At 67.7% G+C, this 16,083-nt stretch carries 16 protein-coding genes; 7 read left to right on the forward strand and 9 right to left on the reverse strand.

Annotated elements, in window-relative coordinates; translation table 11 throughout:
• Positions 1-18: 18 nt before the first annotated feature.
• The 4 genes from F0U44_RS11975 to F0U44_RS11990 all read right to left on the reverse strand — a co-directional run bounded on the left by F0U44_RS11975 (position 19) and on the right by F0U44_RS11990 (position 5,960).
• Positions 19-2,181 carry a molybdopterin-containing oxidoreductase family protein gene (locus tag F0U44_RS11975; protein WP_149728498.1) on the reverse strand — a complete coding sequence of 721 codons (2,163 nt, stop codon included), beginning with the start codon at positions 2,179-2,181 and terminating at the stop codon, positions 19-21.
• A gap of 87 nt (positions 2,182-2,268) precedes the next feature.
• Complete coding sequence (locus tag F0U44_RS11980) at positions 2,269-4,668, reverse strand: Ig domain-containing protein (RefSeq protein WP_149728499.1); 2,400 nt, start codon at positions 4,666-4,668, stop codon at positions 2,269-2,271.
• Between the two features lie 92 nt (positions 4,669-4,760).
• Entirely contained in the window at positions 4,761-5,144 is a 384-nt protein-coding gene (locus tag F0U44_RS11985; RefSeq protein ID WP_149728500.1) for a hypothetical protein, read from the reverse strand.
• Positions 5,145-5,189: 45 nt separating this feature from the next.
• Positions 5,190-5,960 carry a hypothetical protein gene (locus F0U44_RS11990; RefSeq protein WP_149728501.1) on the reverse strand — a complete coding sequence of 257 codons (771 nt, stop codon included), beginning with the start codon at positions 5,958-5,960 and terminating at the stop codon, positions 5,190-5,192.
• A gap of 78 nt (positions 5,961-6,038) precedes the next feature.
• On the opposite strand from F0U44_RS11990, the gene F0U44_RS11995 reads away from it, so the two are divergent.
• From F0U44_RS11995 to F0U44_RS12005, 3 genes are all read left to right on the forward strand, one after another.
• A complete protein-coding gene (locus tag F0U44_RS11995; RefSeq protein WP_188113446.1) occupies positions 6,039-7,112 on the forward strand; it encodes an amidohydrolase family protein in 1,074 nt (357 codons plus the stop codon).
• A 108-nt stretch (positions 7,113-7,220) separates the two neighbouring features.
• Complete coding sequence (locus F0U44_RS12000; protein ID WP_223163657.1) at positions 7,221-7,541, forward strand: type II toxin-antitoxin system Phd/YefM family antitoxin; 321 nt, start codon at positions 7,221-7,223, stop codon at positions 7,539-7,541.
• Positions 7,538-7,954 (forward strand): type II toxin-antitoxin system VapC family toxin, encoded by a 417-nt coding sequence (locus F0U44_RS12005; protein ID WP_149728503.1) that lies wholly within the window; start codon positions 7,538-7,540, stop codon positions 7,952-7,954. The genes F0U44_RS12000 and F0U44_RS12005 overlap by 4 nt, the downstream gene beginning before the upstream one ends.
• 16 nt (positions 7,955-7,970) lie before the next feature.
• Here the strand turns inward: F0U44_RS12005 and F0U44_RS12010 are convergent, their stop codons facing one another.
• Positions 7,971-8,666: an Rv0361 family membrane protein gene (locus F0U44_RS12010; RefSeq protein WP_149728504.1), complete on the reverse strand. Its 696-nt coding sequence runs from the start codon at positions 8,664-8,666 to the stop codon at positions 7,971-7,973.
• A gap of 21 nt (positions 8,667-8,687) precedes the next feature.
• Positions 8,688-9,311, reverse strand: a complete 624-nt coding sequence (locus tag F0U44_RS12015) for a hypothetical protein (protein ID WP_149728505.1) — start codon at positions 9,309-9,311, stop codon at positions 8,688-8,690.
• A gap of 61 nt (positions 9,312-9,372) precedes the next feature.
• On the opposite strand from F0U44_RS12015, the gene F0U44_RS12020 reads away from it, so the two are divergent.
• Together F0U44_RS12020 and F0U44_RS12025 are read left to right on the forward strand one after the other, a co-directional pair.
• Complete coding sequence (locus F0U44_RS12020; protein ID WP_149728506.1) at positions 9,373-11,157, forward strand: M1 family metallopeptidase; 1,785 nt, start codon at positions 9,373-9,375, stop codon at positions 11,155-11,157.
• 10 nt (positions 11,158-11,167) lie between these two features.
• A complete protein-coding gene (locus tag F0U44_RS12025) occupies positions 11,168-11,782 on the forward strand; it encodes a hypothetical protein (protein WP_149728507.1) in 615 nt (204 codons plus the stop codon).
• A 3-nt stretch (positions 11,783-11,785) separates the two neighbouring features.
• Here F0U44_RS12025 and F0U44_RS12030 read toward each other — a convergent pair whose 3' ends face one another.
• The 3 genes from F0U44_RS12030 to F0U44_RS12040 are packed head-to-tail and all read right to left on the reverse strand — an operon-like array spanning position 11,786 to position 13,508.
• Entirely contained in the window at positions 11,786-12,172 is a 387-nt protein-coding gene (locus tag F0U44_RS12030) for a twitching motility protein PilT (protein WP_149728508.1), read from the reverse strand.
• A complete protein-coding gene (locus tag F0U44_RS12035) occupies positions 12,169-12,417 on the reverse strand; it encodes a hypothetical protein (protein ID WP_149728509.1) in 249 nt (82 codons plus the stop codon). The genes F0U44_RS12030 and F0U44_RS12035 overlap by 4 nt, the downstream gene beginning before the upstream one ends.
• A gap of 32 nt (positions 12,418-12,449) precedes the next feature.
• On the reverse strand, positions 12,450-13,508 hold the full coding sequence (locus F0U44_RS12040; RefSeq protein WP_149728510.1) for a MurR/RpiR family transcriptional regulator: 1,059 nt from the start codon (positions 13,506-13,508) through the stop codon (positions 12,450-12,452).
• 263 nt (positions 13,509-13,771) lie between these two features.
• Between F0U44_RS12040 and F0U44_RS12045 the strand changes: the two genes are divergently transcribed.
• Complete coding sequence (locus F0U44_RS12045) at positions 13,772-14,878, forward strand: C39 family peptidase (protein WP_149728511.1); 1,107 nt, start codon at positions 13,772-13,774, stop codon at positions 14,876-14,878.
• A 25-nt stretch (positions 14,879-14,903) separates the two neighbouring features.
• The gene (locus F0U44_RS12050; protein WP_149728512.1) at positions 14,904-16,079 is read left to right on the forward strand and encodes a hypothetical protein; all 1,176 of its coding nucleotides are present in this window, start codon (positions 14,904-14,906) and stop codon (positions 16,077-16,079) included.
• Positions 16,080-16,083 lie beyond the last annotated feature (4 nt).

The following is a 16,083-nucleotide window of genomic DNA, read 5'->3' on the forward strand; positions in this document are numbered from 1 at the left end:
GACGCCCGTCAGTCCTTGTCATTCTTGGAGTCGCGAGAGGTTACAGACCGACGCCCGCAGCGGCGAGCTGCCGCTGATCGGGTCGCTGGGTGTCTGCGGCAGGACCAGGTTGAGGTTGGCGCTGCCGACGCCGTACGGCGGATAACCGGGCAGCCCCAGTTCCTCGCACGCTTCCCACCAGCCGTGCTGGCCGAAGGCGACCTGCGGGTCGAGGTGGGTGTTGAGCTTGGCGCGGGCTCGGACGCTGCCCTGCGGGGTGTCGATCGAGACCCAGTCGCCCGCCGCGATCCCGCGCGCGGCCGCCGCGTCGGGGTGGAGCTCGACGATCGGGTCGGGAGCGCTCTTGCGGAGCGAGGCGACCTGGCGATGCTGGGTCTCGCAGAAGAAGAGGGACTTCGCGCAGCTCAGCACCAAGGGGAACTGCTCGGCGAGGTCGGGCCGGGAGCGCGGGCTGGTGGCGGGCTCCTCGAAGGTCGGCAGGCCCGGGTAGCCGTGGTCGGCCAGCGTGGCTGAGTAGAGCTCGACCTTGCCGGAGGGGGTGTTGAAGCCGGCGTCCTCGTACTTGCGGTGCCGCGTCTGGAGCGGCACGCGCACCCCTTCCGGATGCGCGCGCAGGTCCTCGAGGGTGACTCCGCTCGGCTCGAGCTGGTGGCGCCAGCCGGCCTCGATGTCGCCGCCCCAGAAGTGCTCGCCGATCCCGAGCCGCGTCGCGAGGTCGAAGATGATCTGCAGGTCCGAGCGGGCCTCGCCCTTGGGCTCGACCAGGCGATGGCGGAGCTGGACGAGCGACTGCGCCTCCTGGCTCAGCTCGAAGCCGATCTTCAGCGCCTCCGACTCCCACGGGAAGGTCACCGGCAGCACGATGTCGGCGAGCTCGGCCGTGGGCGTCATGAAGAGGTCGACCTGGGCGAAGAAGTCGACGTTGAGCAGGGCGCTGCGACCGCGGCCGCTGTCGCCGTGGGCCATCACCATGTTGCCGCCGAAGCCGACCAGCGACTTGATCCGTCCGTCGAGGGCGGCGCGGTAGAAGTCCTCGCCGGTGGCGTAGCCGAAGCGCGCCGGACCGAGCGGCCGCTTCGCGAAGCCCTCGGTCCGCGGCATGCCCGGCGGCACGAGCTCGCCGCCGTTGATCCGGTTGGCCGGCACCGCGTCGAAGAGCACGTTGCCGCCCGGCGCATCGAAGCTCCCGGTCAGCGCGTAGAGCACGTTGATCGCGCGCATGATCTGTGTGGTGCCGCTGTGCTGCTCCAGCCCGCTCCAGGTGTAGAACGCCGCCGGGCGCGACTCCCAGAGCGTGCGGGCGGCGTCGACGATCTGCTCGGCCGGCACCCCCGTGATCTCCTCCGCCGCCTCCGGCCGGTAGTCCGCACAGTGCGCGACCAACAGGTCCCAGACGGTGCTGCCATCGACCACGTCTGCGGCGTTGGTCCAGTCGCGGACGAAGGCGTCGTCGTACCAACCGTGAGAGATCAGCACGTGGATCATCGACAGCGCGAGCGCCGCGTCGGTGCCCGGTCGGACGCGCAGCCAGTGGTCGGCCTTGGCGGCCAGGCCGGTCTTGCGCGGGTCGACGAAGATCAGCTTGGCGCCGCGCGCGATTGCCGCCGTCGTTGCCGTTGCGTGCGCGAGGCGCGCCACCGACGGGTTGTAGCCCCAGAAGAGGATGCAACCGGCGTTGTCGAGGTCAGGCAGGTAGGCGCCCGGGACCGGAGCGCCGAACGTGTAGAGCGGCGCCATGAACCGGCCCCACCCGCACAGCTCCATGTAGGAGGTGAAGTTGGGCGTGCCGAACGCGTGCACCAGCCGCTCGACGTAGTCGATCGCGTCGCTGATCGCGGTCGTCGATGGCGAGCTCGAGCTGAACGCGACCGCCTCGGCGCCGTACGTCCCTTTGGTCGCGAGCAGCCGCTCGGCGATCGTGTCGAGCGCCTCGTCCCAGGTGATCTGCTCCCAGCCGGGGTCAGCCGATCCCTTGGGCTGGGTGCGCCGCATCGGGTGGAGCAGGCGATCGGGGTGCTCGATGATCTTCGGCGCCGCCTTGCCCTTCACGCACAGCGCTCGGCCCGTCGGGTGGGACGGGTCCGGCTGGAGCGAGATCAGCTTGCCGCCGTCGACCGTGGCCAGCGCCCCGCAGCGCGAGACGCACAGCGGGCAGTACGTCGGGACCGGTTCCCCGCTCACTCCATGATTGTTGCGCTATCGGTCACCCAGCGCGAGCGGCACCGCTGGTTGAGGTGCGAGCGCAGCGAGCCTCGAAACCAAGGGCCCTCACGGATTGATCAGCAGGTTGACCGTCACCCAGATCGAGTAGCCCCGGTCGTCCTTCACGGTGATCTTCGGCGTGGACGCCCCGGCCGAGGTCGGGGTCCCGGTGACGAAGCCGGTGGACGCGTTGATCGTGAGGCCGGCAGGCAGGCCGGTCGCGGTGTAGAGGTAGGGCAGCTTGCCGCCGGTCCCCACCACGGGGCGGTCGCTGTAGGCGAAGCCGACCCGGCCGCTGGTGAAGTTGCGGTAGGAGATGTAGAAGGGCTCGGGGTCGACGGTCATCCGGATGACGCGCGCGGCGCTGGCCCCGCGACTGTCGGTGACCCGGACCGTCACGCTCTTGACTCCCTCGGTCGTCGGCGTGCCGTGGATCTCACCGGTCGCGCTGTCGATCGTCAGCCCGGCGGGCAGGTTGGTCGCCGTGTAGGTGTAGGGCTGGTAGCCGTCGACGCCCTGGATCGGAGTGGCCGAGTAGGCGACGGTCTTCTCGGGGTTGGGCGCCTCGGCGACGGTGATCGCCGAGACCGGCACCGCGGTCTGGACACCGAAGGTGCCCTTGCGGAAGACGGTCCCGCCGACGTTGTCGACGATCGTCACCGTCCAGTTGGCGATCCCGGCTGTCGTCGGGATGCCCGAGATCAGACCGGTCGAGGAGTCGATGGTCAGGCCGGCGGGCAGTCCGGTCGCCGAGTAGGAGTAGGGGAAGGTGCCGACGACCCCTTCGGCCGGTTTCACCGAATAGCGAGTGCCGATCGTCGCCCGTGGGGTCGGGTTGGTGGCCGCGGTCAGCGCACCCGACGGCCTGATCGTGATCGGCACGGAGCGGTTGAGGAAGGCGCCGGTCCCATCGGTCACCTTGACCACCGTGGCGGAGGTCGCCGCGACGGTCGGGGTGCCGGTGATGCGGCCGGTCGTCGTACTGATGCTGAGGCCAGCGGGCAGCCGCAGAGCACTGAAGGAGTACGGCGCCGTGCCGTTCGTCGCCGTCACCGGCGCGATCGAGTAGTACTGGCCGACCGCACCGTCGTTGCCCGTGAGCACCTTGGCGAGGAGCGGGACCGGCGTGGTCGCGACCGAGATCTCGTAGTTGCCGAGCGACGCGTAGTCGCTGTACTTCCCCGCGGTGCTCGGCGCACCGGTGCCGATGCCGTCGACGTAGAGGCGGTACGTCGCCCCGCCCACGGGCAGCGTCTCCGTCCAGGTCGCACCCATGCCCGAGGGTCGCTCGGAGCCGAGGTTGCCGACCGGCGGGTTGACGGTGGCGACGGTCGCGCCGCTGGCGTTCTTGACGGTCAGCTGCGCGTCGAGGTCGGCGTAGGGGCTCGCCGTGAGGGTCACCGTCGTCGCCCCCGCACCGGTGAACGAGAAGGCGTCGACGTCACGCCGGGTGCCGATCGTGCCGTTGATCGGCGCTCCGGGGGCCAGCGGTGTGGCGGTCGGGACGTTGTTGCCGTGGTCGTCGGCGATGCGCGGTGCGGAGCGGGCGATGATGTCGATGTCGTCTTGGCGGTTGTTGGCACCGGGATACTCCCCGATCGACCACTGCGTCACCGCTTGCGCCCACGGGCTACCCATGATCGGGCCCCAGGGGTCGGTGCCCGTGTGGTACTCGTGCGTCGCGTCGCCGTCGTGGCTGAGCCCGAAGTTGTGCCCGACCTCGTGGGAGATCGTCGGCCCCATGTCGTCGGCGTAGGGCGTCATGCCGTTGGTGAAGACCAGCGCCGGTTGGTAGTAGCTGTGCCGGTAGGTGGTCGCGAAGACGTCGAGGTAGCCCTTGCCCGAACAGCCGCAGCCGGTCCACACCGGGCCGCCGGCCGTGATCACGGCGGTCGTGCCGTAGCTGGTGTCGGCCTCATCGGTGCGGTCAATGGCGGCTGCCCCTGGGTCCTTGGTCGTCACGTTGACGTCGAATGCCGCGAAGTCCTCCGCCACGATCCGCCAGGTCTCCTGGATCTCCGCGAGCTCGGCGGTGGTGAAGGAGCCCGTCCCGTCGATGGAGTACGCCGGCAGCACCATCGGGTCGACGCTCACCGACGCGTTCCAGGCCGTGCCCGTGACGGTCGCGCCGTTGAAGTCGAGGTAGATCGTGTGGAGCGAACCGGGCCGGGACTGGAGGAGGAACGTCTCCCCCGCGGGGTAGGTGAGGCCGGCAGCCGGGGTGCCCTTGTTGCCCGCGGGCGCCTTCGGGTCGACGTAGTAGCCCTTGCCGCAGTCGTCGAGGCGGAAGGTGGGGTCCTGGGAGAGCCGCCTCGCCGTCTTCTCGGAGAGCGCGTCGACACCGTCGCACCGGTCGCTGCCCTGGACGCTCGGCCTCGTCGGCTGCGCGCCCGAGGTCGGCGCGAGCGCGACCAGTGAGGTGGTGACAACCGCTGCGATCACCGCGCGGATGGTGCGAGTGCTCATGTGTCTTCCCCAGCCTGGAACCGACCCATATTCCAACAGGCGATCGGCCTGCTGACTCGCGAACGGGACGATCCGTCCGAGCCGTACCAACCTCACCCCGCGCGGATCTCCAGGTTGTCGAGGTCTTCCACATCGATCTCGGGCACGCCGGTGTGCCGGGTGACCTTCCCGGTCGCACACGCCACGTCGCCGACGTTCGGGGCGCGGAACTTCGGCTGGTCCCAGACGATGATCGTCAGCCGCCGCTTGTCGGGGAAGTCGAACCCGACGTTGATGAACGTGTCGTCCTCGTCCCGCCCGACTCCGGCGACCGGCCCGCACGCCTTGACCCGGTCACCGACGTGGGACCGCGCGTCCTTCCAACTGAGCTCCTTGCGCTCGCGCGGATCGCCGTCCCGGTTGACCCAGAGGAAGGTGAGCACAGCGATGAGCGCCACCACGAACAGCAGCGCCACGATGTTCCGGACGTACGACACAACCGGGAACCTAGCGCCCGGCGAGCCCGGAAGCGGGGAGCTTCGTCAGATCGGCTCGCGGCTCAACAGCTCGCCGTCAGCCGACATCTCGACGCGGAATCCGCCGTCCGGCAGCACGACAGCGGTGGCGACGATGACCGGCTCGTCGGCGAGCTCAGGGCGGGAGATCGTGATGTACCAGCTCGCCTCCCGGCCCAGGCCGACCAGCGCAGCCCGCTTCGCGGCGACCACGGCTGCCGGATCGACGTCGCTGAAGTCGAAGGCGGGGGTGTGGTAGGCGACGACCTGGATGCCGTCGCTGAGCTGCCCGTCGTCGTACTCGAACTTGTAGACCAGGCCGTCCTCGACGGTCGTCGCTCGGATCGTCCAGGAGGAGATCTCGACCAATACGGCGTCCGCGTCCCCGATCGCCTCGTCGACGTCGCGCACCAGGGCCGCTGAGAGCGGGCTGCCCGCCGAGAGTCCCAGCGGCCCGGCGACCTCGGGCTCGGGGATGGCTGGGCGCTGGGCTTGCTGTTCCTGAGTCTGGCCACCGTTGTTGGCGAGTGCGACGAGGGCCATACCTGCAAGCACGGTCAAGGCGAACCAGGCCCGTTCCTTGGCGCGGCGATGCGGTCGCGGCGCTGCGTGCTTTCGCCGCGGGAAGGTGATGACCCGGCTCGGGCGGCCGGGCTGGTAGGGCACCCGCGGCTGCTCGTAGTGCTCCCAGTCCGACGTCCGCTCGCGCGGCCGCGCTTCGGGGACCGGCTGATCAGGTGGCGCGTAGGGACTCCACGGCTCGGCCTCCCGTCTGCGACGCCGCCACTTGTCCCCCACGCCGTAGACCGTAGATGAGGCCGTGCGTCGATGCGGTTAGGTTGGCGGCATCGACGTGAGCGAGCACAGGAGCGATTCATGACGCAGGTCCTGGCCGGGGTCGTCCCGGGCATCATCGACACCCACATCCACCAGTGGGACCCGTTCACGACGCCGCGCGAGGCCTCCAAGCTCGCGCCGCTCTACAAGCGGGCGCCGAAGCTGCTCGACCGGGTGGCCCCGATCATCCTCGCCAAGGGCGTGTGGCAGATGGTGCGGACGGCGCAGTACGCCGCCCAGCCCTATCTCCCTGTCGACTACGCCGCCGACGTGGCGGGCACGGTGGAGACGGTCGGCGTGCCAGTGCAGTCGGCCGTGCACGTGCAGTGCGGCTGGCACAGCGACGACCAGTCGGAGGAGACGGCGTGGCTCGACGGGCTGCCATTCGGCAAGGGCGGCAACCCCGGGCTGGCCGCGATCGTCGGCACCGACGACCCGCGGGACCCCGACTTCGCCACCATGCTCGACAGGCACGCCGCGGCGAGCTCCCGCTTCCGCGGCATCCGCTTCATGACGACCTGGCACCCCGACAAGCACGTCTTGAACTGGATCGACGAGCCCGGCGTGATGACCTCGCCGGCGTTCCTCAAGGGCTTCGCGCACCTCGCCGAGCGCGGCCTGACCTACGACGCCTACGTCTACTCCGACCAGATCCACGAGGTTGCCGCCCTGGCGAAGGAGTATCCCGACGCCACGATCGTCCTCGACCACTTCGCGCCCCCGGTCGGCGTACTCGGGCCGATGGGTCGCGCCACCGGCCGCGACGCGGCGGCCCGCGCCGACATGCTCGCGCGTTGGAAGGACAACCTCGCGCTGCTCTCCGAGCACACCAACGTCGTCGCGAAGCACTCCGGCCTCGCCTTCCCGATGCTCGGCTGGAGCGAACGGGTCAGTGGCGACGAGGTCGCGGAGAAGGTTGCCCCGCTCGTCCAGCACCAGACCGAGGTCTTCGGCGAGGACCGCCTGATGTGGGGCTCCAACTACCCCATGGACAAGGCGATCTGCCCTTACCCCGAGATCGTCCGCGCCCTGGCCGACCTGCTCGCACCTGCCGGGCCCGACCTGCTGCGCAAGGTTTTCCGCGACAACGCCATCCGCGTCTACAACCTCTGATCGCTCCCGCTGGTTGAGGTGCGAGGTGCGCTAGCACCGAGCCTCGAAACCAACGGTCCTGTGGATGACGGGATGCAGCCTCCGCGCGATGCGCGAAGGATCTGCAGCATGACCTCGAGCATTGACGTGATGACCACATTGACGCGGTCGGGCTATCGTGTAGGTACGGTACCTACCCAGGAGCTCGACGTGACCACCATGACCAGCCGCGAGTTCAATCGCGATGTCAGCGCCGCGAAACGCGCCGCCGCCGACGGGCCGGTGGTGATCACCGACAAGGGGCGGCCTTCACACGTCCTCCTTTCAGTCACGGACTACGAACGCCTCACAGGCCGAGCTGGTCGCATGGCCGAGCGGCTCGCAGCCTCGGAGGCCGGCGACCTACCGCTAGCACGCCGCACCGTGAGCGAGCGGCCCGTCGACCTGTGAAGTATCTCCTCGACACCAATGTGCTGAGCGACCTCCGTCGGGGACGACCTGAGGTTGTCGCGTGGACGCACCAACACTCCGACGATGACTTCGCCATCTCGGCGGTGACGCTGATGGAGATCGAACGCGGAATACGTTTGCTCGAGCGACGCGACCCGCACCAGGCCCGGCCGTTGCGGGGATGGCTCGAGGCGCAGGTGATCCCGGAGTTCGACGGTCGCACGCTCCCCGTCGACGGCGCGGTAGCGCTCTGCGCAGCCGCCCTTCACGTGCCGGACCCGATGCCCTCGGAGGACGCCTACATCGGCGCCACGGCGATAACCCATCGCCTGACGCTCGTCACCCGCAATGTCGCGGACTTCGCAAGGGCAGGTGTCGCGACAGTCGACCCCTTCCGCGAAGGCGACGCCTGATGGGGCGTCGCGGCTTCTAACCGCTGACCGCTCCCCCGCCGCAGTCGGTGAACGCATCGACCACGATGTCTGTGACCTCGTCGGCGTCGTCGTCACTGATCGATGAGCGGTCGTCGCTGGCCACGGCGTTCAGCTGCGCGTCGGTGAGGTCGGAGTCGAGCAAGGCGTCGGCGATGCACTCGGCGACCCTCCTCTCGATCTCAGCGCCATCGATGAACGCCTGGGCGAGGGCCGCACGGCTGGGCCGATCGTCGAGCTCGAAGTCGGGGATCGTCGACATTTTCCAGTCGCCGTCCTCGTCGACGAGGGTGAACTCGTGGGTCTCCTCGGCCACACCCCACTTGACGGAGTACGTGACCACCGCGCTGGCACGGTTCCGGTCGACGTCGAGAACCTTCATCTGTACGTCGAGCGTCTGGTACGGGTCGAACCGCCGGTCGGCATAGTCGCCACAGTTGCCGACGGCCGCAGCCTCGAAAAGGTCCTGCTGGGTGTCGTCGGAGTAGAGCTTGCAGAGCGCCTCGAAGTCACTGCCGGAGACGGCGGCGGCGATCTCTTCTGCGGCATGCTCGGGACTGTCCTGTTCGATCAGCTCGCTGACCGTCAAGGCTGCCACCACGGCGACGCTGACTACGATCGCCACCACGAAGAGCGACACAAGGATGATCACGAGCTTGAAGCGCGACTTCTTCGGCGCGCCCGTCGTACTCATCGCCTCCCCCAGCCGTTCTGACTACTTGGCCGTGAGCGGCAGAGCGCGGGTGAAGTCGGTGTCGTCGACACCCTTGCCGTAGTCGCCTCGGACGAAGATGACCGACCAAGCCGAGATTCGTCCCCACTTCCAGTCCGTCCACTTCAGGCAGGACAGCGGGAGGGTGATGGTGAAGACGTCGCGCGTGGTGTCGATCGAGCGGCGGGCGCCGCGACAGTTGTGCACCGGCTCGAGGTCCTTGAAGGTCTGGATCCGCTCGTTGTAGTTGTTGGCGCTGAAGCCGACGGTGTGGATCAGGTCGGGCGTCTTGCCGATGTCGACGCCGAAGGACTGCAACACACGGTGCCCCTGCACCCTCGCCTCAGGACCGAACACCTTCTCGGCGTGGAAGGTCAGCTTGATCTGGGGCGTGCGCCCGACGCGCTTGATGACGATCCGCGCCGACGCCAGCTCCGCCTGCTCGTAGAAACGTCCGGGGACGTTGTCACCGGAGGCCTCGAGCCGCACGTCCGCGTCCGGATCGTTGAGCCCGACAGTGATCGAGTCGGCGCGCCAGTCAGCCTGGGTCGGTTCGGCGACTGCCGGTGCGAGCGAGGAGGCGCCGAGCGCGAGCAGGGCGACGGCGCCGATCAGTGCAGCTTTCACGCCGGAACAGTAAAGGACACCTCCGCCACCCACCGCGTTCGCGGCCAACTAACGTGGGCCCATGCCTCGGTCCTTCGCCGCTGACCCGCACTCCTACGCGCGCCCCAACGAGGTCGTGACGACCCACCTCGCGCTCGACCTCACGGTCGACTTCGAGGCGAAGAGGTTGAGCGGGCAGGCGACCTTCGACCTCGACCACCGCTCCCCCGAGGCGACCGAGCTCGTGCTCGACACCTGGCGTCTCGACGTCACCTCGGTGACCAGCGCCGACGGCACCGACCTCCCCCACCAGCTCGGCGAGCACGACCCGATCCTGGGCCAGAGCCTGACGATCACGGTCGGCGACGCGGACCGGGTCGTCGTCCACTACTCGACGACCGGCGACGCGCGCGCTCTCCAGTGGCTCGACCCGGAGCAGACGGCCTCGGGCAAGCAGTTCCTCTTCACCCAGAACCAGCCGATCCTCGGCCGCACGTGGATCCCGTGCCAGGACAGCCCGGGCATCCGCGCGAGCTATGAGGCCGTCGTACGCGTGCCGTCCGACCTGCTCGCCGTGATGAGCGCGACCAACCCGACCGAGCGCACCGACGACGGGGTCTACCGGTTCGCGATGGAGATCCCCGTGCCGGCGTACCTCGTCGCTCTCGCCGTCGGCGACCTCGAGTTCCGCAGCCTCGGCGAGCGGGCCGGTGTGTACGCCGAGCCGTCGGTCGTCGACAGGGCGGCCTGGGAGTTCGCCGACACCGAGAAGATGATCGAGGCGGCCGAACGGCTCTACGGGCCCTACCGCTGGGGCCGCTACGACCTGCTGGTGCTGCCGCCGAGCTTCCCGTACGGCGGCATGGAGAACCCACTCCTCACCTTCGCCACCCCGACCCTGCTCGCCGGCGACCGGTCACTCGTGACGGTGGTCGCGCACGAGCTCGCGCACTCCTGGTCGGGCAACCTGGTCACCAACTCGACCTGGAACGACATCTGGCTCAACGAGGGCTTCACCGTCTACTTCGAGACGCGGATCGACGAGGAGCTGTACGGCGCCGACTACGCCGCCATGTTGCTCATCCTCGGCCGCCAGGAGCTCGACCACTGGCTCACGATCGAGAAGCCGCGCGACACCTGGCTTGTGCTCGACCTGGAGGACCCCGACGAGGGTCCGTCGAAGATCCCGTATGAGAAGGGCTCGCTCTTCCTGCGGACGATCGAGGCGGCGGTCGGGCGCGAGAAGTTCGACGTGTTCCTGCGGGAGTACTTCGATCGGTTCGCCTTCGAGTCGATGGACACTCCGACCTTCCTCGCCTACCTGCGCAGCGAGCTGCTCGAGCCTGCCGGTCTCACTGACGAGGACCTGCAGATCGACTCGTGGGTCTATGCCCCCGGCGTGCCGAGCAACGAGCCGCACTTCGCCTCCGACGCGTTCGACCGGGTCGACGCCCAGGTCGCTGCTTTTCTCGGCGGGCGGACGGTCGCGGAGCTCGACACGGACGGCTGGGTGAGCCAGCAGGTCTGGCACTTCGTCCGCGCCCTGCCCGACTCCCTGCCCTTCGAGCGCTTCGACGAGGTCGACGCCGCCTTCGGGTTGAGCCAGAGCGGCAACATCGAGATCGCCACCGCCTGGCTCGAGAAGGTCATCGACGCCGGCTACGTCTTCGAGCGATCCCAGGTCGACCAGGCCATGGCCGACTTCCTCACCCGCCACGGCCGCGCCCTCTACATCCGCAAGGTCTACATGAAGCTCGCCGCCACTCCCCAGGGCATCGAGCGGGCCCGGGAGATCTATGCGATCGCACGCCCGGGCTATCACCCCGTCGCGCAAGCCCAGATCGACAAGATCCTCAACCCATCCTGAGGCGGTTCCCGTGGACTTCGAGGACTACCGCGACCTTTTCGAGGAATGGGAGTTCACCCTGTCCCGAGAGGATCTTCGGGCCGCGATGACTGAGCGACTCGCGACGATGAAGGCCGGTGAGGTCGGCCGGGCAGAGCTGCTGGGCAGGCTGACCGAAAGCCTCATGGCCAACGATGCCCATCCTGACGATCTCGATCGAGCCGCTGCTCTCGCCCGTGACGCGATCGCCGACGGCGGCCCGAGCACGTTCGATCCGCGCACTGACCTCCTCCGCGTGCTCTTCCGCCAGGGCAAGGATGAGGAGGCGATGGCGCTCGCCAAGGAGTGTTTGCGCGCCACCACTCCTGACCATGTCGAGGCTGGCCTCCACACGACTCTCGGGGAGATTATGGAGTTGCGAGGTGACTATAAGTTCGCCCATCGGGTCTACACCGTTGGCCTCAAGTACTTCGATCCTTCGATCGACGAACCAGACTTCGACGAGGACGCGTGCCTGAGTGGCCGTTATCGGGCGAGGCGAAGGCTCGAGCTCGGCCGCGACTCTCTCGACGTTGCATTCGAAGCCGACAATCCCGACGCGGCGCAGGCGATCAAGGACCGGCTCGCAGCTGGCGAACAGGCCTGACCTTCATACGACGACAAGCCTCACGGCAGCACCGAGGCTGGCCGCAATCCTCTCGAGATCGCCAGGATCGGACGTGACGATGATGTCCGTACGACGCGCAGCACCCTCGACCACCGAGAGATCGACGGCATCGTCGTGACCTGACACCGCCGCGAGCCTCCCGATGGCTCGCGCACGCTCTTCAGTCAACGCTTCGACGCGGCATCCGCTCAGGACTCGGGACAGGTTCGGCTGCGGGCCGCCTCGCCAGACTTGGGCAAGGACACCCGCCGGAACCGTCGGCGGCACACCCCGACGGAGCGCGTCGGCGTGGATCGCCCCGAAACGCAGATCACCGCGCTCGGCAGCGATGAGTGCCCCGGCGTCGTACGTGATGCCGAGAACACTCACGTCGGCTCACTTCGATCACCGAAAGCCTTGTCGAGCTCGGCTCGCGCCCAGTCCCGCACCTCAGATGGGATGGGGTGTTCGGCTTCCCATTCCGCCATGGCCCGACGGCCGTCACGAAGAAGGAGCTGCTCCTCAACCGCGGCAGAAAGCCACCCCGAGAACGACGTGCCATCCTCACGAGCAGCCACTTCAATCTGTGCGGCGACGCGCTCGTCGAGCGACACCGACCTCTTCACCACGCCCACCCGCTCGACGGTAGCACCGGCGGTAGCACTCGTCACGCCGCTTCCCGAGCCGCGGCCGCCAGATCGCGACAGAACTGCGCAGCTGGCTCCGCAAGCGTGCGTCCGAGGCGGGCGATCACGCGCACCTCGTCAGCATTAAGCCCTGCCGAGAGCCCGAAGACTGTCGGCCTGAGCACCTCGCTGGCGACGCACGCCCACAGATCAACTGCGTCCGGATCCTCAAGGGGATCCTCGACGAAGGCTCGATCCGCAGCGGCGAGCACAGCCTTCCGGTTTGAGTCAGCGAGGAACGCATCACGGCTCTCGTAGAACGTCATTGCACTCACAAGCGTGGGCACATCACTGAGGAAGCCGAACTCGCAACCTCGGTTGACGACGTCCACACCTCTCCGGCGGGCGTCACGGAGGATCTGGACCCAGTCATCCGGCGAGTGCGAGACCGCGATCGCGACGTCCTCGGACACCTCCAACGGCACGGTCTCGAACATCCGACCGCCCTCGATAGGCACGAGCCTTCCGATGGCGCACTCGCCAACGACGAGAAGCGCCGCGCTGCCGATGTTCGGAGTCTCGATCATCCTTCGTGAGGCGAGGTCTTCCCATGTCGTGATCGCAGGCGCCCTGCCCACCAACCGGTATCCACCCATCGGAGCCATCACCCACTCCTCGATCCGATCGGCATCCGCAAGGAGGTCCGCCGAAGCACGAGTCAGAAAGGAGGCGAGCCCACCGAACTCATAGAGAATGCACTGGCGGAACACCCAGTCGTGGTCGGTCAACTTGATCCGCGGATCCTCACCCTCCGGGCATCGGACGTTCGACAGCCCTCCACGGACCTCAGCAGCGATCTCGATCGCGTTTGCATACGCCCTTCGGCGATCGGGGCCGAGCTCCTGGCAGGCTTGCTCGAGCAGCCAACGCGACGTTGCCCATCGCGGCAACCATGGCGCCATATACGCAAGCTGCGTCAGCCTCAACACCCGTTGCGGCCGCCAGAACACCCGGCCGTCAGGCCAGCAGAGCAGGTCGTCGATCAGCTCGAGGGCGCCCCGCGCATCTCCGCGACGTTCCGCCTCGTCGACCAGCACCATCTGCTTGACGTACTTCTCGCGACCTTCGGACGCCTTGTTCGTCCGACTTGTCGCGGCAGGGACAGACCGTTGGTTACTGCGCTTGGATCGGCGCTTCCGAGACTTGGGCATGCGAGGAACTCTGACCCGCCGCGCAACGAGAACCAACCCGGCTACCGCGACCTGTGGACAACCCGCGCCCCGGGAGTCCTTTCTTGACCTGGTGTTGCAATTCCAACTAGCCTCGGGCTTCGACTTGGAACTATCTCTCGGGGGGAATTGCCATGAAACGACCCGTCAACATCAGCGCCGCCGTCATCCTCGGCATCGGGACCGTCTTCCAGATGGGCATGCCTGGCAACAGCGCCGCTGCCACTCCGTCAACCTCAGCCTCCGTCACCGTCTCCGAAACCGACGTGCACCTGGTCGAGGACCTGGCAACCTCGACGGTTAGCTCCACCGCCAAGCGTCGCGCCGGCCTGACGCTCGCCAAGAAGGCGGAACTGGTCGCTCCCTGCGCCACATTGAGCTTCGGCGATGTGTTCTGCCTCGGGTTGGGATACCGCGACTCACTGCCGCACTACGGCCGGCTGCTCCGCGACTGGAGGTCGGGTGGCACCGGGGCGCTGCCCTTCCGAGCCTGGGTCGAGCAGCGTTGGGCGATGTCCAACCGGGATCGCGCCCGCGCTCAGGCCACGGAGGTCGGCGACGCTCAGGCGAGCCTGGACAAGGCGATGGCGGTCGACGCCTTCATCGATTCCCTCGACACGGATGCCCCGCTGCCCACCATGGACTCGCTCTCCGCGCAGCAGACGGATCTGGACCGGCCCGCCGCGCGAACGGACCCGCCCGAGGGCAGCTTCCGGTTCATCATGAGCGGTCACGCGACGAAGCAGGCCGAGAGCTACTGGTGCGGCGTCGCGACGTTCCAGATGATCGAGTGGGCTGACGACGACACCAAGCAGACGCAGGCGCACTGGGCTGACGAGCTCGGCACGACGTCGAGCGGTACGGCGATCAGCAGCATCGTCAGCCTCATCAACTCGCAGACCCGTTGGGACAATGCCGCCGGGTACTACATCGTGCAGAGCGTCGTCGGGTGGAGTGCCGACCGCTTCTTCAACGTGCACCAGTCGCATCTCGGCGACGGCTCTCCCGCGCCGATCGTCGAGCACCCACTCCTCAGCACCACCTACTTCGACTACATCACGCGGGACGGCAATGGTCACTTCCAGGTGGGCCGAGGCTTCTCCGACCCCGCCGACCCGACCTTGCAAAGGCCATTGGAATCTTCGAGCCCTGGAACGAGGCTGACTTCTACAGCAACGGCAACCAAACGTGGGGATCCCAGCTCGTATCTGCAGCGCGGCTGCTTCAAGCGACCAAGATGAACTCGAGCTTCAAGAACATCGGCCTGTGAAGCGCCGGCCAGCGGCACTGCTAGCCCTCGCCGCGGCATTGCTGCTGGCGGCCTGCGAAGAAGCACCGAGGTCAGATGGCGAGTCCGGCGCCCACCCGAGTCGGGCGATCTCAACGTCATCGACAGACGCCGACGGCTCCAGCGACCCGACCGTCATCACAGAAGGAATTGGCAGCGGGCCGGAGTGGCGCCTCGTCCACGACTGGGCGCGCAACGACCCTGCGGCAGGATTCGGCCTGGCATCCGAATCCCTGACCGTGATCCACCAGCACTCCCCCGACGGCGATGTACTCCGAGTGGAGGATCGCCTTGGTGTCAACGTCCTCGTCCAAGAAGCCAAGCCGGAGTGGATGATCCAAGAGACCTGGATTAGTGCCCATTACGTCCTGGCTGAATACAGCAACCTCGCGGAAGACCAGATCTCGCTCGATGCTTTCAAGATCGAGGGAGGCGAGGTCACCCACCTGGACATGAGCAACACGAACCGCCGCTACCTCGGGCCAGAGTTGGCGTTCTTCGGCGACCGCATTGCGTGGGCGTCCGGGGTCCCGGACGATCACATGTGCGTGGGAGTGACAGACCTCGTCGCCGACGAGGCTCGGACGCTCGAATGCGTAGCCCCTGGGCTGATCATCGGCGATCTCGCGTTGGATGGCGACACGGTCGTCTTCAGCGTGCTGTCGAAACCTCGCTCGTTCGAGCGTCGCTGCAAATCGATCATGATCATCAACCTCCAGGGCCGCCACGACCGCACCGCGGAGCGGGAGATCGCATCACGCTCAGACTGCGATGCCTGGAACGCTGTCCCTCTCCCAGGCGGAGTCGCGTGGGACGTCACCGACCCCAACATGGGCGACATCATGAATGCTGACGGATTCGCCTGGCTGGAGGGGCACACCTACGCATTGGGCCGGATCTACACCGACTCGGAGGTCGTATGCGGCGGGCGGCTCTTCTGGACGGACGCGGTGAACGAGGCCACCACTCCGTTCATGTGGGACCTGAAGTCGCCGACCTTCCAGAGGGCACTCGACTTTCCCGACGACAAGTCGCAGAGTGCGACAGCACTGAAATGCGCCGACGACAGGTTCGTCTCTACGCGGCTGGAAGACATCGGAGGCCGGAACGAGCACCTTCGGCTATTCGCTCTGGACACAAGAGAACTCCAGTGATGCT

This window comes from Nocardioides humilatus, assembly GCF_008373755.1.
Taxonomy (GTDB): domain Bacteria; phylum Actinomycetota; class Actinomycetes; order Propionibacteriales; family Nocardioidaceae; genus Nocardioides; species Nocardioides humilatus.

Excerpts from the sequence above, each read along its gene's own strand:
- F0U44_RS12040 (WP_149728510.1), bottom strand. The coding sequence starts at position 13,508 with ATGGTGCTGGTCGACGAGGCGGAACGTCGCGGAGATGCGCGGGGCGCC.
- F0U44_RS12010 (WP_149728504.1), bottom strand. The coding sequence starts at position 8,666 with ATGAGTACGACGGGCGCGCCGAAGAAGTCGCGCTTCAAGCTCGTGATC.
- F0U44_RS12000 (WP_223163657.1), top strand. The coding sequence starts at position 7,221 with ATGACCTCGAGCATTGACGTGATGACCACATTGACGCGGTCGGGCTAT.
- F0U44_RS11995 (WP_188113446.1), top strand. The coding sequence starts at position 6,039 with ATGACGCAGGTCCTGGCCGGGGTCGTCCCGGGCATCATCGACACCCAC.
- F0U44_RS11980 (WP_149728499.1), bottom strand. The coding sequence starts at position 4,668 with ATGAGCACTCGCACCATCCGCGCGGTGATCGCAGCGGTTGTCACCACC.
- F0U44_RS12045 (WP_149728511.1), top strand. The coding sequence starts at position 13,772 with ATGAAACGACCCGTCAACATCAGCGCCGCCGTCATCCTCGGCATCGGG.
- F0U44_RS12020 (WP_149728506.1), top strand. The coding sequence starts at position 9,373 with ATGCCTCGGTCCTTCGCCGCTGACCCGCACTCCTACGCGCGCCCCAAC.